At 69.1% G+C, this 14,949-nt stretch carries 13 protein-coding genes; 11 read left to right on the top strand and 2 right to left on the bottom strand.

Annotation, left to right across the window (positions count from 1 at the left end):
• Positions 1-72: 72 nt before the first annotated feature.
• Positions 73-2,127 carry a 3-hydroxyacyl-CoA dehydrogenase NAD-binding domain-containing protein gene (locus ACTJIL_RS07655; RefSeq protein ID WP_440754943.1) on the bottom strand — a complete coding sequence of 685 codons (2,055 nt, stop codon included), beginning with the start codon at positions 2,125-2,127 and terminating at the stop codon, positions 73-75.
• Between the two features lie 240 nt (positions 2,128-2,367).
• Between ACTJIL_RS07655 and rpoE the strand changes: the two genes are divergently transcribed.
• The 9 genes from rpoE to recO all read left to right on the top strand — a co-directional run bounded on the left by rpoE (position 2,368) and on the right by recO (position 11,476).
• The gene (gene rpoE, locus ACTJIL_RS07650) at positions 2,368-2,994 is read left to right on the top strand and encodes an RNA polymerase sigma factor RpoE (protein ID WP_440754942.1); all 627 of its coding nucleotides are present in this window, start codon (positions 2,368-2,370) and stop codon (positions 2,992-2,994) included.
• Positions 2,991-3,959: a sigma-E factor negative regulatory protein gene (locus ACTJIL_RS07645; RefSeq protein ID WP_440754941.1), complete on the top strand. Its 969-nt coding sequence runs from the start codon at positions 2,991-2,993 to the stop codon at positions 3,957-3,959. The genes rpoE and ACTJIL_RS07645 overlap by 4 nt, the downstream gene beginning before the upstream one ends.
• A gap of 103 nt (positions 3,960-4,062) precedes the next feature.
• Positions 4,063-5,571, top strand: coding sequence for a DegQ family serine endoprotease (locus ACTJIL_RS07640; protein WP_440754940.1), 1,509 nt, complete (start codon positions 4,063-4,065; stop codon positions 5,569-5,571).
• 190 nt (positions 5,572-5,761) lie between these two features.
• Positions 5,762-7,552 carry a translation elongation factor 4 gene (lepA, locus tag ACTJIL_RS07635; protein WP_440755875.1) on the top strand — a complete coding sequence of 597 codons (1,791 nt, stop codon included), beginning with the start codon at positions 5,762-5,764 and terminating at the stop codon, positions 7,550-7,552.
• Between the two features lie 139 nt (positions 7,553-7,691).
• Positions 7,692-8,501: a signal peptidase I gene (gene lepB, locus ACTJIL_RS07630; protein WP_440754939.1), complete on the top strand. Its 810-nt coding sequence runs from the start codon at positions 7,692-7,694 to the stop codon at positions 8,499-8,501.
• A gap of 31 nt (positions 8,502-8,532) precedes the next feature.
• Positions 8,533-8,919 carry a DUF4845 domain-containing protein gene (locus ACTJIL_RS07625; protein ID WP_440754938.1) on the top strand — a complete coding sequence of 129 codons (387 nt, stop codon included), beginning with the start codon at positions 8,533-8,535 and terminating at the stop codon, positions 8,917-8,919.
• On the top strand, positions 8,909-9,583 hold the full coding sequence (gene rnc / locus ACTJIL_RS07620; protein ID WP_440754937.1) for a ribonuclease III: 675 nt from the start codon (positions 8,909-8,911) through the stop codon (positions 9,581-9,583). Before ACTJIL_RS07625 ends, rnc begins: the two co-directional genes overlap by 11 nt.
• 42 nt (positions 9,584-9,625) lie before the next feature.
• On the top strand, positions 9,626-10,531 hold the full coding sequence (era, locus tag ACTJIL_RS07615) for a GTPase Era (RefSeq protein ID WP_440754936.1): 906 nt from the start codon (positions 9,626-9,628) through the stop codon (positions 10,529-10,531).
• A 162-nt stretch (positions 10,532-10,693) separates the two neighbouring features.
• The gene (gene recO / locus ACTJIL_RS07610; RefSeq protein ID WP_440754935.1) at positions 10,694-11,476 is read left to right on the top strand and encodes a DNA repair protein RecO; all 783 of its coding nucleotides are present in this window, start codon (positions 10,694-10,696) and stop codon (positions 11,474-11,476) included.
• Here recO and ACTJIL_RS07605 read toward each other — a convergent pair.
• On the bottom strand, positions 11,434-12,162 hold the full coding sequence (locus tag ACTJIL_RS07605) for a response regulator (RefSeq protein WP_440754934.1): 729 nt from the start codon (positions 12,160-12,162) through the stop codon (positions 11,434-11,436). The genes recO and ACTJIL_RS07605 overlap by 43 nt on opposite strands.
• Positions 12,163-12,253: 91 nt before the next feature.
• On the opposite strand from ACTJIL_RS07605, the gene ACTJIL_RS07600 reads away from it, so the two are divergent.
• Both ACTJIL_RS07600 and ACTJIL_RS07595 read left to right on the top strand, forming a co-directional pair.
• Positions 12,254-14,272, top strand: coding sequence for a hypothetical protein (locus tag ACTJIL_RS07600; RefSeq protein ID WP_440754933.1), 2,019 nt, complete (start codon positions 12,254-12,256; stop codon positions 14,270-14,272).
• A 68-nt stretch (positions 14,273-14,340) separates the two neighbouring features.
• Positions 14,341-14,943: a DUF1318 domain-containing protein gene (locus tag ACTJIL_RS07595; protein ID WP_440754932.1), complete on the top strand. Its 603-nt coding sequence runs from the start codon at positions 14,341-14,343 to the stop codon at positions 14,941-14,943.
• Positions 14,944-14,949 lie beyond the last annotated feature (6 nt).

Raw genomic sequence — 14,949 nt, 5'->3', positions numbered from 1 at the left:
CGGAAGCCGCGAGCTTTCCGGTCGGATACGAAAAGCTCGCGGCTTCCGCCGCTCCTACGAAAGCACGGTGCCTCAGGCGCGCAGCGCCAGCGAATCCCAGCCAGGCCGCGGCGCGAAGCGATCGCCATGTTTCGCCTGCAGCGCCTGCAGTCGCGCCAGTACGGCATCGGCGCCGGTCTCGCGGATGTACTGGATCGGGCCGCCGCGGAACGGCGCGAAGCCGGTGCCGAAGATCACGCCTGCATCGAGCAGGTCCGCGTCGGCCACCACGCCGTCGTGCAGCGCGGCGACGGCCTCGTTGAGCAGCGGCAGGATCAGCCGGTCTTCGAGATCCTCGGGCGTCTTGTAGTCCTTCGGCACTTCGGGCTTCTTCGGCTTGCCCTCGACCCATGCGTACAGGCCCTGTCCGTCCTTCTTGCCGCGCTTGCCCGGCTCGGGCGGCGTGGCCAGCGCAGGTGGGATCTGCAGGCCGAGGAATGGCGCCAGCTCCTGGCCGACGCCGGAAGCGACATCCAGGCCCACCGTGTCGATCAATTCGATCGGTCCCATCGGCATGCCGAACTTCACCGCCGCCTTGTCGATCACCGCGCCCGGGATGCCTTCCGAGTACGCAGTCGCGGCTTCGAGCATGTACGGGAACAACAATCGGTTGACCAGGAAGCCGGGCGTGCCCGCCACCGGCACCGGCAGCTTGTCGATCGCCTTGCAGAATGCGGCCAGGCGTTTTTCGGTTTCCGGCGCCATCGCGTCGTGGTGGATGATCTCCACCAGCGGCATCAGCGCGACCGGGTTGAAGTAGTGCAGGCCGGCGAACTGCGCAGGGCGCTGGATGTGTCCGCGCAGCTCGGTCAGCGGGATCGACGAGGTGTTGGTGGTCAGCAATGCGTCGGCTTTCAGTCGCGGCTCAACTGTCGCGTAGAGTTCGCGCTTGGCCTCGGCCTGCTCGATGATCGCCTCGATCACCAGGTCAGCCTCGGGGATGCCGTCGCCGTTGAGGTCGGACTTCAGCCGCGCCGCCACCTCGGGACGCTTGGCCTCGTCCTTGACCTTCTTCGCGAACAGCTCCTGCGCGCGCACCTGCGCGCCGTCGATGAACCGCTGCTCGCGGTCCTGCAGGGTCACCTCGAAGCCCTTGTAGGCCGACCACGCGGCGATGTCGCCACCCATCACGCCGGCGCCGATCACGTGCACCCGCTTGATGCCCGAGTCCTTGCCGCCGAGGCCTTTCAGCCGCTCCTGCAGGAAGAACACGCGGGTCAGGTTTCGGGCCGTGGACGTGCCGGCCAGCTTGACCACCGACTTGCGCTCGGCTGCCAGCAGCGCCTGGGTGCCGCCGCTGCTGCGGCGCCAGGTCTCGATCAGTGCGTACGGGGCAGGGTAGTGCTCGCGGCGCGCCTTGCGCGCGACCTGCTTGGCCATCTGCGGCGCCAGGATCTGCCGCGCCGGCCAGGTGTTGGTGATCCAGGCGAGGAAGCGTTGCTTGAACGGGCGCGTGGTGCCCTTGAGCACCAGCGCCACGGCGGTATCCACCAGCAGCGCCGGTTCGACCACCTTGTCGACCAGCCCGATCGCCTTCGCCGCCGATGCCGACAGCGTGCGGCCGGTGAGCATCATGTCGAACGCCGCCGGCGCGCCCACCAACCGCGGCAGGCGCACGCTGCCGCCCCAGCCGGGATAGATGCCCAGCTTCACTTCCGGCAGGCCGATGCGCGTGGACGGGTCGTTCGAGGCCACCCGGTAGTCACAGGCCAGCGAGATCTCGGTGCCGCCGCCCATGCAGAAGCCGTGGATCGCGGAAACGGTCGGGCAGCGCAGTTCGGCCAGGCGCTGGAACGCCTGCTGGCCGCGGCGGATGGAGTCGCCGATCGTGCCCTTGGCGTCGAACTCGGCGAACTCGCGGATGTCAGCGCCGGCGATGAAGCCCCTGGCCTTGCCCGAGCGCAGGATCAGGCCCCGGGGCGGGTCCAGCGAGAGGCGCTCGACCAGCGCCTCCAGTTCGATCAGAACGTCCTGGGCGAAGGTGTTGACCGACTCGCCGGCGCGGTCGAACGTGAGCACGACGATGCCGTCCTCGCGTTGCTCGGCTTGCCAGTGGCTGAAGCGCAGTCCGTCGAGCCCTGCAATCATGGGATTTGATCCGTTACGGTGCCTGGGAGCCCGTTATCATCCAGATGATGTTCGATCGGCGTCAAATCGGCGCTTGAAACGCGTCGTTCGAGCGCCATTCGGGCCTGCATGGCTTGTGGCAGGCGCGACCCGGCCCCAAGTGGATGAGGATGCCGCAGGAGGATGTCGCGGAACTTTCCTTCGCACGCCCATGTCATAACGCCCAGCCGGAAGGCCGGGCCCCCAGGGAGCACCGGCCCGATGGCCGAAGTCGTGGACACACAGCAAGGACAGGACCTGGACCAGGAATTGGTCCGGCGCGTGCAGCGCGGCGACAGCGCGGCGTTCGACCTGCTGGTGCGCAAGTACCAGCACCGGATCGCGGCGTTGATCGGGCGCTACATCGCCGACTGGAGCGAATGCCAGGACGTGGCCCAGGACACCTTCATCCGCGCCTACCGCGCGATCGGGAATTTCCGCGGTGACGCCCAGTTCTATACCTGGTTGCACCGCATCGCCGTGAACACCGCCAAGAACCACCTCGTCGCGCACAAGCGCCGCCCGCCCACCGAGGACATCGACGTCAGCGACGCCGAGCAGTTCGATTCGGGCATCCGCCTGCGCGATACCGACACCCCCGACCGCGAGCTGGCCCGCCAGCAGATGGAGCAGGTGGTGATGCGCGCCGTTGACGCGTTGCCCGAGGAACTGCGCACCGCCATCACCCTGCGCGAGGTCGAGGGATTGAGCTACGACGAGATCGCGCAGCGCATGGATTGCCCGATCGGAACGGTGCGTTCACGCATCTTCCGCGCCCGCGAAGCGATCGATGCGGAACTCAAGCCGCTGATGGATGTCGAAACCAGGCCAGAGCGTGCAGCCAGATGACCCAGCGTGACGAAATGATCCAGCCCGGCAACGAACCAAACACCGACAAGCTCCACGACCACCACCGCCAGCAGCTGTCGGCGATGCTCGACGGCGAGCTGCTGCCCGACCAGGCGAAGTTCATGCTGCGCCGGCTTGAGCACGACGGCGAGTTGGCCGCGTGCTGGGAGCGCTGGCAGGTCTGCGGCGACATCCTGCGCGGCCGCCACGACGCCTTGCTGCCGGCGGATTTCTCGCGTCGCGTGGCCAACGCCATCGCCGGCCAGGACCAGGCCGCATCGGCGGCCACCGCGCCGGTGACGGCAAGGCAACCGCGCTGGGCGCGCTGGGGCGGCGGTGCCGCGCTCGCCGCGTCGGTGGCGATGGTCGCGCTGTTCGTCGGCCGCCAGGTGCCCGGACCCGATTCCGGGGCGGCCGCGCAGACCCAGGTGATCGCCAGCACGGCTGCGGAAGCACCCGGGACAGTCGGGAATCCGGTGGCATCCGTGTCGCCGGCCCCCACCCCGGTCGCGCCTGCGCAGGCACCGGCACCGGCACCCGATGCCGCCACTACGCTGGCAACCGCCGTCGCGGTAGCCGAAGTACCGCGCCGCGCGGCTGAGCGCCGCGCTGCGCGTTCCCAGCAGCAGCGGGCGGCTTCGCGTGTCCGTCGCGCGGCCTCCGCAGTCGAAGCGCCGGTACGGGTAGCCGCCGTTGGCGGCGCGCCTGCGATGGCGCCGCCGGTGCCGACGACGCTGGCCGAGCTCGATGCCCCGGTTTCCGCCGCCCCCGTGACCGATCTGTTCGCCACGCGGCCGGCGCAGGCGCGTCCGTGGCCGCGGGCGATCCTGCCGGGCTTCCCGGCGGATGGCGCGTTCACGGCCAGCTATGGCGGCACGGTGCAGGAGCATCCGTTCCACCCGTTCGAGCCGCGGGTGGAACTGCAGCCGGCACCGGAGCAGCCCACCGCCAGCGGGCCACGCTGACCCCGCGGCCTGCCGCGTACCCTGTTCCTTCGCGCCGCCTGGCATCGCGTGCGGCGCCCGAGCCAGTTTTCCCCCATTGCCTGACGTTGAAGGTGCTTCGCCGATGAAAGCCCCGTTGCAAGCCGCTGTCCTGGTCATCCTCACCGCTGCCGCCACCACTGCGGTGGTGCTTCCTGTCGCCACTGCGCAGCAATCGACGCTGTCGACCGCGCCGACGCCGGTGGCCGGCCTGCCGGACTTCTCCCAGTTGGTCGAGCAGGTCGGCCCGGGCGTGGTCAACGTGATGGCGGAGATCGGCGGCAAGGCTTCGCCGCGCCAACGCCAGGTGCAGCAGGACATCCCCGAAATCTTCCGCCGCTTCTTCGGCCCCGACGATTTCCCGTTCCCCGGCGCGCCGGGGCAGGGCCACGGCCCGCAGCCGCGCGGCGAGTCGATGGGCAGCGGCTTCATCATTTCCCCCGATGGCTATGTGCTGACCAACCACCATGTCGTCGATGGTGCGGACGAGGTGAAGGTCAAGCTGTCCGACGGTCGCGAATTCACCGCCAAGGTCGTGGGCAGCGACGAGCAGTCCGACGTCGCGTTGCTCAAGATCCCGGCCACGGGATTGCCGGCGCTGCGCATCGGTGACTCCAACGCGCTCAAGCCGGGGCAGTGGGCGATCGCGATCGGCTCGCCGTTCGGCCTCGACCATTCCGTCACCGCCGGCATCGTCAGCGCGGTCGGGCGCAGCAACCCGTATGCCGGGCAGCAGTACGTGCCGTTCATCCAGACCGATGTGGCGATCAACCAGGGCAACTCCGGTGGCCCGCTGCTCAACGTGCGCGGCGAGGTGATCGGCATCAACTCGCAGATCTTCAGCGCCTCCGGCGGCTACATGGGCGTGAGCTTCGCGATCCCGATCGACCTGGCGATGGGCGCGGTCAAGCAGCTCAAGGCGACCGGCAAGGTCAGCCGCGGCATGATCGGCGTGACCTTGCAGCCGATCGACGCCGAGTCGGCCAAGGGCCTGGGCCTGCCCGATACGCGCGGCGCGCTGATCAACGACGTCACCCCCGGCAGCGCGGGCGAGAAGGCCGGCCTGCGCATCGGCGACGTCGTCCGCTCCATCGACGGGACGCAGATCCGCCAGTCCAGTGACCTGCCGCCGATCATCGGCGCGATGCCTCCGGGCACGAAGACCACGCTCGGCATCCTTCGCGACGGCAAGCCGAAGGAGGTCCGCGTGACGCTCGAGGAGCTCGATCCCAGCCTGCTGCCCGGTGCGTCGCAGCAGCCGATGCCGCGCGGGCCGCAGGGCCGGGCCGAGACTTCGGCCAACCCGCTGGGCCTGGTGGGCCAGGACCTGGATGCCGACGACCGCCGCCAGGCCGGGCTGAAGCCGGGCGAGGGCGTTGGCATCGCCCGCATCGACGGCCTGGCCGCACGCGAGGCCGGCCTGCAGCCGGGCGACATCGTGCTGCGCGTGGGCAGCGAGGCGGTGGCCAGCGTGTCCGGGCTCGATCGCGCCCTGGCCGGGGTCAAGCCGGGCCAGACGGTGATGCTGCTGGTCCGGCGCGGCAACTCGACCCGCTTCTTCGCGGTCACCCCGCGGGCGGACGACGCGCAGTGAGTGGCGGCCTCTCCGGCGGCCCGGAGAGGCAGCGGGTGGAGGGACGACCGCGCGTGGCCGCGTCGTGGCCCGCGCAGGACGCCGGAACGTCATTGCGGTCGGGGCGGGGCACGTGCCATGCGATAATGCCGCGTTTACCCCGCAAGGCCGCGACGTCGGCCACCACCGACGCCCACTCATGTCCGATTCGATGCGGAACATCCGCAACTTCTCCATCATCGCCCACGTCGACCACGGCAAGTCGACGCTGGCCGATCGCATCATCCAGATCTGCGGTGGCCTGACCGCGCGCGAGATGGAATCGCAGGTGCTCGACAACAACCCGATCGAGCGCGAACGCGGCATCACCATCAAGGCCCAATCCGTGTCGCTGCCGTATACGGCGAAGGACGGGCAGGTCTACCACCTGAACTTCATCGACACCCCCGGCCACGTCGACTTCAGCTACGAGGTCAGCCGCTCGCTGGCCGCCTGCGAGGGCGCGCTGCTGGTGGTCGACGCCGCGCAGGGCGTCGAGGCGCAGTCGGTCGCCAACTGCTACACCGCGGTGGAGCAGGGGCTGGAAGTGGTGCCGGTGCTCAACAAGATCGACCTGCCCACCGCCGACATCGAGCGCGCCAAGGCAGAGATCGAGGCGGTGATCGGCATCGATGCTTCCGACGCGGTCGCGGTCAGCGCCAAGACCGGTCTCAACGTCGAGGACGTGCTGGAGGCGATCGTCACCCGCATCCCGCCGCCGAAGCCGCGCGACACCGACAAGCTGCAGGCGCTGATCATCGATTCGTGGTTCGACAACTACCTGGGCGTGGTCTCGCTGGTGCGCGTGATGCAGGGCGAGATCAAGCCCGGCGACAAGATCCTGGTGATGTCCACCGGGCGCACCCACCAGGTCGACAAGGTCGGCGTGTTCACGCCCAAGCGCAAGGACATGCCGGCGCTGCGCGCGGGCGAAGTGGGCTGGATCAACGCCTCGATCAAGGACGTGCACGGCGCGCCGGTCGGCGACACGCTGACCCTCGCCGCCGACCCGGCACCGAAACCGCTGCCCGGCTTCCAGGAAATGCAGCCGCGCGTGTTCGCCGGCCTGTTCCCGGTCGACGCGGACGATTACCCGGACCTGCGCGAGGCGCTGGACAAGCTGCGCCTGAACGACGCCGCGCTGCGCTTCGAGCCGGAGAGCTCGGAGGCGATGGGCTTCGGCTTCCGCTGCGGCTTCCTGGGCATGCTGCACATGGAAATCGTGCAGGAGCGGCTGGAGCGCGAGTACGACCTCAACCTGATCAGCACCGCGCCGACGGTGATCTACGAGGTGCTGAAGACCGATGGCACCATCCTGCCGCTGGACAACCCGGCCAAGCTGCCGCCGGTGAACCAGATCGAGGAAGTCCGCGAGCCGATCATCCGCGCCAACATCCTCACCCCGCCGGACTACGTCGGCAACGTGATCACCTTGTGCGAGGAGAAGCGCGGCAGCCAGGTGGGCATCACCTACATGGGCAGCCAGGTGCAGGTGGCCTACGAGCTGCCGATGGCGGAAGTGGTGCTGGACTTCTTCGACCGCCTCAAGTCCGTCTCGCGCGGCTATGCGTCGCTCGACTACCACTTCCTGCGTTTCGACGCCGGCCCGTTCGTGCGCGTAGACACGCTGATCAACGGCGACAAGGTTGATGCGCTGTCGCTGATCGTGCACCGCAGCCACGCCGACCGCCGCGGCCGCGAACTGACCGAAAAGATGAAGGAACTGATCCCGCGACAGATGTTCGACGTCGCGATCCAGGCCGCGGTCGGCTCGCAGGTCATCGCCCGGACCACGGTCAAGGCGATGCGCAAGAACGTGCTGGCCAAATGCTATGGTGGCGACGTTTCGCGCAAGAAGAAGCTGTTGGAAAAGCAGAAGGAAGGCAAGAAGCGGATGAAGCAGGTCGGCCGCGTGGAGATCCCGCAGGAAGCCTTCCTCGCCGTGTTGCAGCAGGACAAGTAGCCGGGAATGGGGGATAGCGAATTGTTTGAACCGGGAGCTGTCGCACCGACCGCGTCGAGGCGATGGCCCAGGATTCCACGAGTCCGTCTTTCCGATTCCCCATTCCCCACTCCCGACTCCCGGCTCCAAAGGAGCAACGATGCGCTGGTTTGAAATCGCCCTGGTCGTCCTGACCCTCCTCAGTGGCCTGGTCTGGCTGCTGGACAAGCTGTTCCTCGCCAGGCGGCGCGCGGCCCATGCCGGCCTGCTCGACGATGGCAGGGAGCCGTGGTACGTCGATTACGCCAAGGCGTTCTTCCCGGTGCTGGCGATCGTGCTGGTGCTGCGCAGCTTCGTCGCCGAGCCGTTCCGGATCCCGTCCAACTCGATGATGCCCACGCTGCTGACCGGCGATTTCATCCTGGTCAACAAGTTCGCCTACGGCCTGCGGCTGCCGATCAGCAACACCAAGATCGTGCCGATCGGGGAGCCGCAGCGCGGCGACGTGGTGGTGTTCAAGCCGCCTCAGCATCCGGAGCAGGACTGGATCAAGCGCGTGATCGGCCTGCCCGGCGACACCATCGAATACAAGCAGAACCAGGTCTTCGTGAACGGCAAGCCGTTCGGCTACGAGCGCGTGGGCGACTACGTCGGAGTGGGCAGTGGCGCCGAAATGACCGGGGCCAGCTTGCTGACCGAGCAGATCCCCGGGCATCCGCACCAGATCCTGGAGATCGACCGCCTGCCGTTCGTCGACCAGGGCGAGCGGGGCCAGCAGGTGGTCCCGGCCGGGCACTATTTCGTCATGGGCGACAATCGTGATAGAAGCGACGACAGCCGGTTCTGGGGGTTCCTGCCCGAGCAGAACATCCGGGGCAAGGCGTTCCTGATCTGGTTGAATTGCGACAGCGTGACGAGCCTGTGCAAGCACAACTTCGACACGTCGCGAATCGGCAACCGGATTCCTTGACCGCAGTACGCCATCCATTTGGGGAAAAATGATGAAACGCACGCAACGCGGCATGACCTTGCTGAGCTTTGTGATCGTGCTGGCCGTGGTCGGCTTCTTCGCCTACATCTGCATGAAGCTGTTCCCGATGTACTCCGAGTACTACTCGGTCAAGCAGGCGCTCAAGGGCCTGCACCAGGAGGTGGGCATCGCCAACCAGGATCCGGCCAAGATCAAGGACCTGTTCTTCCGTCGCCTCTACATCAGCTATTCGGACAACGTGAAGCCCGAGAACGTGAAGCTGCAGCGCAGCAAGAACGGCCCCGGCTGGGACATGACGGTCGATTACGAAGTCCGCAAGGAACTGGTCGGCAACCTCGACGTCGTCGGCAAGTTCCACGCCGAGGAGAAGCTGACCAACGTGGGCGATGGCGGCTGACGTCGAGCCGGTCCGCTTCGCCGGGCACGCCTTCGCCGACCAGGACCTGCTCGCCCAGGCGATGACCCATCGCAGCGCCGGGGTGCCGCACAACGAGCGGCTGGAATTCCTCGGTGACGCGGTGGTGGGGCTGATCGTCGCCGAGGCGCTGTACAAGCGCTGGCCGAAGGCCGACGAGGGCGCATTGACCCGCGCCCGCGCCGAACTGGTGCGCGAATCATCGCTGGCGACCGTCGCGCGCACGCTGGACTTGGGCGCGAAGCTGATCCTCGGGCCCGGCGAGATGAAGTCCGGTGGCCACCGCCGCGACTCGATCCTGTCCGACGCGCTGGAGGCGCTGGTCGGGGCGATCTACCTGGATGCCGGGTTCGAGGCCTGCCGCGCCGTGGTGCTGCCGTGGTTCGAGGCGGCGATCAACGAGACGCCCGCCGGCAAGGTCGGCAAGGACGCCAAGACCCGGCTGCAGGAGTGGCTGCAGGCGCGGCAGCGCGCACTGCCGGCCTATGAGCTGGTCTCCGAATCCGGCGACGACCACGCCAAGATCTTCCGCGTCGCCTGCACGCTGGCCGAACCGGCCATGACCGCCGAAGGCGAGGGCGGTTCGCGCCGCGCTGCCGAGCAGGCCGCCGCCGAAGCCGTGCTGGTGCAGCTGGAGCGCGCGTAGGCGTTGCCACAAGGGCTGCTTCCACACGCCTACAATGCGCGCATGAATCCAGCCCCCCATCGCGCCGGCCACGTCGCCGTCATCGGCCGCCCCAACGTAGGCAAGTCCACCCTGGTCAATGCCCTGGTCGGGGCCAAGGTCAGCATCGTGTCCAACCGCCCGCAGACCACGCGTCACCGGCTGCTGGGCATCGCGACCTTCCCCGAGGGCCAGCTGCTGCTGGTCGACACGCCCGGCATCCACCGCGGCGAGGGCAAGCAGTCGTCCACGGCGATGCACCGGATGATGAACCGTGCCGCCCGCGGTGCGCTCGAGGGCGTGGACGCCGCGGTGCTGGTGGTCGAGGCCGGGCGCTGGGACGAGGAGGACACGCTGGCGTTCGAGGCCCTGCGCGACGCCGGCGTGCCGGTGGTGCTGGCGGTCAACCAGGTCGACCGCATCCGCGACAAGACCACGTTGCTGCCGTACCTGCAGAAGGCTACCGAGGGGCGCGAGTTCGCCGGCGTGCATCCGGTTTCGGCGCTCAAGCGCAACGGGCTGGAAGCGCTGGTCGCCGCGCTGCTGGCACTGATGCCCGAGCAGCCGGCGCTCTATGGCGAGGACGAGATCACCGACAAGAGCCAGCGCTTCCTCGCCGGCGAACTGGTGCGCGAGCAGCTCATGCGCCAGCTCGGCGCCGAACTGCCGTATGCGACGACGGTGGAGATCGAATCGTTCACCGTCGACGGCACCATGCTGCGCATCGGCGCGGTGATCTGGGTCGAGCGTGAGGGCCAGAAGGCGATCGTCATCGGCAAGGGCGGCACGCGCCTGCGCGAGATCGGCAGCAAGGCGCGGCTGGCGATGGAGCGATTGTTCGGCAGCAAGGTGTTCCTCGAAACCTGGGTGCGCGTACGCGCCGGCTGGTCGGACGACGAGGCGGCGCTGAAGACGTTTGGTTACGAATAGAACAACGCCTTTGGGAGCGGCCATTGCCGCGATGGGCTGCTGCTGGAAAAGCCATCGCGGCCATGGCCGCTCCCGCAGGCGCAGCTTCCACCGCGACCGTTCCTGCAGGGGCTGCTCCCACGAGAGCCGTCCCCGCGAGAGCTGCCCCTCAACGGGCTGAGCATGCGCTACGACGCCGAACCCGCCTACGTCCTGCATGCACGCCCCTGGCGCGAGACCAGCGTGCTGCTGGAACTGCTGACCGAGCACCACGGCCGCATCGGCATGGTCGCGCGCGGCGTGCAGGGGCCGAAGCGGCATGTGCTGCGCGCCGCGCTGCAACCCCTGCAGCACATCCGCTTCGACGGCGTGCAACGCGGCGAACTCGCGCAACTGCGCGGTGCCGAGGCGATCGATGCCGCGCCGCGCCTGTCCAGTGACGCCGCGCTGGCCGGCTTCTACGTCAGCGAACTGATGCTGCGGCTGGCGCCGCGCCAGGATCCGCATTCCGGCCTGTACGAACTCTACGGGCAGGTGCGCGAGCGCCTGCGCGAAGGCGCGCCGCTGGCGTGGACCCTGCGTCGCTTCGAACGCGACCTGCTCGAAGCGCTCGGCTTTGGCTTCGACCTGTCGCACGACGGCGATGGCGCGCCGGTCGACCCGGCCGCGCGCTACCGCCTCGATCCCGAACACGGCCCGCGTCGCGTGCTGAGCGAACGCATCGACGCAGGCGGTCGCAGCCGCACCGCGACTGGCCGTGCGCTGCTCGCGCTGGCCGGCGACCAGGCGCCGGTAGCCGACGACCTGCAGGGCCTGCGGCGTGCCCTGCGCGAGGTGCTGGCGCATCACCTCGGTGGCCGTGGATTGAAGTCGTGGGAGCTGATGGGCGAACTGGGGCGCATCGCCGCTGCCCCGAAGGAGATTCAGGCCTCGTCGGGGACCGATGCCGACGACAGCGTGTCCTGAGCGGCCTGGAGAAAGTGCGCCAGCGCCTGCCCGGAATGCGGCGACTCCTGCAGCCCGGCCACGGCGGCCGCCATGCGCGCGGCGCCGACGAAGCCGCAGCTCGCGCGCAGCCGGTGCAGGGCCGCGCGCAGGGTATCGACGTTGCCGGCATGCGCTGCGCTGCGCACGTTGTCGCAGGCATCCGGAAGCTCGCCGAGGAACAGCTTGCGCAGCGCATCCACGTGCGCGCGCTCGCCATTGAGCGCGGCCAGTGCGGCGGCATCATCCCAGGTGCCTTCAATTGCGCCAGTGCGGAATGCGGGAGGCGCGGCTTCCGAGACGCGCAGGCCAAGCACATCGCGTACCGCGACCTGCAGCGTCGTGGCCGGCATCGGCTTGACCAGCACCTCGCGGAAGCCGGCTTCGCGCAGCGCGGCGAGGATGTCGGGTTCCAGCGCGGCCGTATGCGCCAGTGCCGGCGCCCGCAGTCCGCGCGCGCGCAGCGTCGCCAGCAAACCGGCACCGTCGCCGTCGGGCAGGTTGGCGTCGATCAGCCACAGGTCATGCCGGTCCTGGTGGCCGGCGAGGGCGAGCGCTGCCGCGCAGCTGCCGGCGACATCGACTTCGGCAGGCACGCCTTGCGCGGCGGCGGCAAGGAATGCCGCGGTGGTGGGGTCGTCCTCGACCAGCAGGAGTCTTGTCGTCATCCGGTCCTCCATTGACTTGACGGGCACCCGTCGGGGATGGATGCCCGCGGCGCATCAGCGGGTGCTCACGTGCGCTGGGTATGCTGCATCCATGCCACGGGCGATCCTACACCTGCTGCCGCTGCTGTTGCTCGCCTGCGCGATGCCCGCGCAGGCGCGGACGATGACCGCGAAGATCGCGCGCGTGACCACGGCGGTGGCGACGCTGGAAGGCGTGGAAGTGCGGCTGGACTGGCCCGCGCAGGCCGCGAGCGGCGAACTGCGGCTGCGCGCGACCCGCGTCGATGCGCCGGACCTGGGCTACCGCTTCCGCTCGCTCGAATGGCGTTGTCCGCTCGCGCGCGACGGCCAGGGCGGCTGGCGCTGCGATGGCGAACTGCGCGCGGCCGGCGGCAAGCCTTTCCTGCTTTCCGTGGCGCTGGCCAGCGGGAGTACCGATGCCACGCTGTCGCAAGGGGGCGCCAGTCTTGCCCTGCACCGCAATGCGGCGACCCCGGACGACACGATCATCGACCTGGCCCGGGTGCCCGTGGCCTGGGCGCAGGCGCTGTCATCGCAGGCCTGGGGCGACGGCCGGCTGACGGCGGGCACCCTCGGCGGCCGGCTCGCCGTGCGCACGCCGGAACGGCGCCCGTTGCGCGTCGACGGCACGCTGGTACTGGCCGATGGCGGGCTCGAAACCCCCGATGGCAGCATCGCGGCGGCCCAGCTCGGCGGCCGCTTCCGCATCGACTATCGCAAGCCTGCCGATGCCACGCTGCTGTCGCTCGACGGCGAGCTGCACGGCGGCCAGTTCCTGTACGGCACCACCTATGTCGTGCTGCCGGAGCAGCCACTGCCGTTCGGCCTCGATGCCATGCAGCACGGCGACCGGGGCTGGTCGCTGTCGTCGATCCGCTGGGACGACGGCACCGCGTTGGCCGCACAGGGCACGGCGGCGTTTGGCCCGGACGCGGAACTGCAGGATCTCGACATCGAGCTGCACAGCCGCGACCTGTCCGCGCTCGGCGCGCGCTACCTGTCCGGCTGGCTCGGTATCGCCGGGCTGCCCGACCTCGAGGCCAGCGGTGCGCTGGATGCGCGCGTGCGCCTGTCCGGCGGCGGCCTGTCGTCGGTGGATGCGCAACTGCATGACATCACGATTGGCGCGCCGGGCAAGGGGCTGGCGTTCGCCGGGCTGGACGGCGACCTGCGCCTGTCCGGTGGTGCGCCGGTCGACAGCGAGCTGCGCTGGCGCTCGGGTGCGCTGCAGGGCATCGCGTTCGGCGCCGCGAAGTTGCCATGGCGCAGCGCCGATGGCGCACTGCGCGCGCGCGCGCCGGTCAGCATGTCGATGCTGGGCGGACAGGTCCGGTTCGACGACCTGGTCGTGCACCCGCCGGCGGGCGGGGAGGGCTTGCGGATCGGATTCGGATTGGCGCTGCAGGGCCTGCAACTGGGCGAGCTGTCGCAGTCGCTGGGCGGGCCGGCGTTCCGCGGCACGCTGGACGGCCGCATCCCGGCCGCGCGCTACGCCGACGACCGCCTCGACTTCGACGGCGGGCTGTCGATGCAGGTCTTCGACGGCAGCGTCGACGTCACCGCTCTGTCGATGGAGCGCCCGTTCGGCGTCGCCCCGACGCTCTCCGCCGATTTCGCCCTGCACGGCCTGGACCTGATGGCGATCACCGAGGTGTTCGACTTCGGCAGCATCAGCGGCCGCCTCGATGGCCGCATCGACGACCTGCGCCTGGTCGACTGGTCGCCGGTGACCTTCGACGCCGAGTTGCACACGGTGCGTCGCCGCGGCGTGCGCCAGCGCATCAGCCAGCGCGCGGTGCAGAACATCTCCAGCGTCGGCGACGCCTCGTTCGTCGGCAGCCTGCAGGCGCGCCTGATCGGCCTGTTCGACGACTTCGGCTATGCCCGCATCGGCATTTCCTGCCGGCTGGCGAACCAGGTCTGCGCAATGGGTGGCCTGCATTCATCGGGCGAGGGATTTACTATCGTCGATGGCGCCGGCATCCCGCGGCTCGATGTGGTCGGCTTCAACCGCAACGTCGACTGGCCAACCCTGGTCGAGCGCCTGGCCGCGGTGGGCAGCGGCGACGTCAAGCCCGTGTTCGAATGATCCATGTCCGAATGACCATGCTCGAATCACCTGTTCGCACAATCGCACCACGCACCGAGGAGAGACACATGCGCCGCTGGATGGGAATGCCGATCGCCGCCGCACTGGCCCTGACGGCCTGCGTCACCATCAACGTCTACTTCCCCGCCGCCGAAGCGCGGGAGGCGGCGAAGGAATTCGTCGACAAGGTCATCGGCGAGGACGCGCAACCCTCGGCGCCGGCACCGGCGCCCGAAGACCAGGACAGCGGTGGTGGCATGGCACTGCGCTTCGACCCGCTGATGTTGCTGGGCATCGGCACCGCGCACGCGCAGGGCACGCCGGACATCACCATCAAGACGCCGGCGATCCAGGCGATCCAGGCGCGCATGGCCGGGCGCTTCGACGGTACGTTGCGCAAGCATTTCGATTCGGGTGCGCTCGGGTTCACCGGCAACGGCGAGGTCGCGGTGCGCGACGCGTCGAAGATCGCGCTGCCCGACCGGGTGAAGGTCAACCAGGCGGTTGCCGACCAGAATCGCGATTCCAAGGCGGTGTACCGCGAGATCGCGGTGGCCAACAAGCATCCGGAGTGGGAATCGCAGATCCGCGAGGTTTTCGCGAAGCAGTGGGTGGCGAGCGCGAAATCCGGCTGGTGGTACCAGTCCGGCGGCAGCTGGAAGCAGAAATGACGTAGG

It is taken from the genome of Luteimonas sp. 22616, assembly GCF_052044325.1.
In the GTDB taxonomy this organism is placed as follows: Bacteria; Pseudomonadota; Gammaproteobacteria; order Xanthomonadales; family Xanthomonadaceae; genus Luteimonas.
This window is presented reverse-complemented; position numbering and strand designations above follow the sequence as displayed.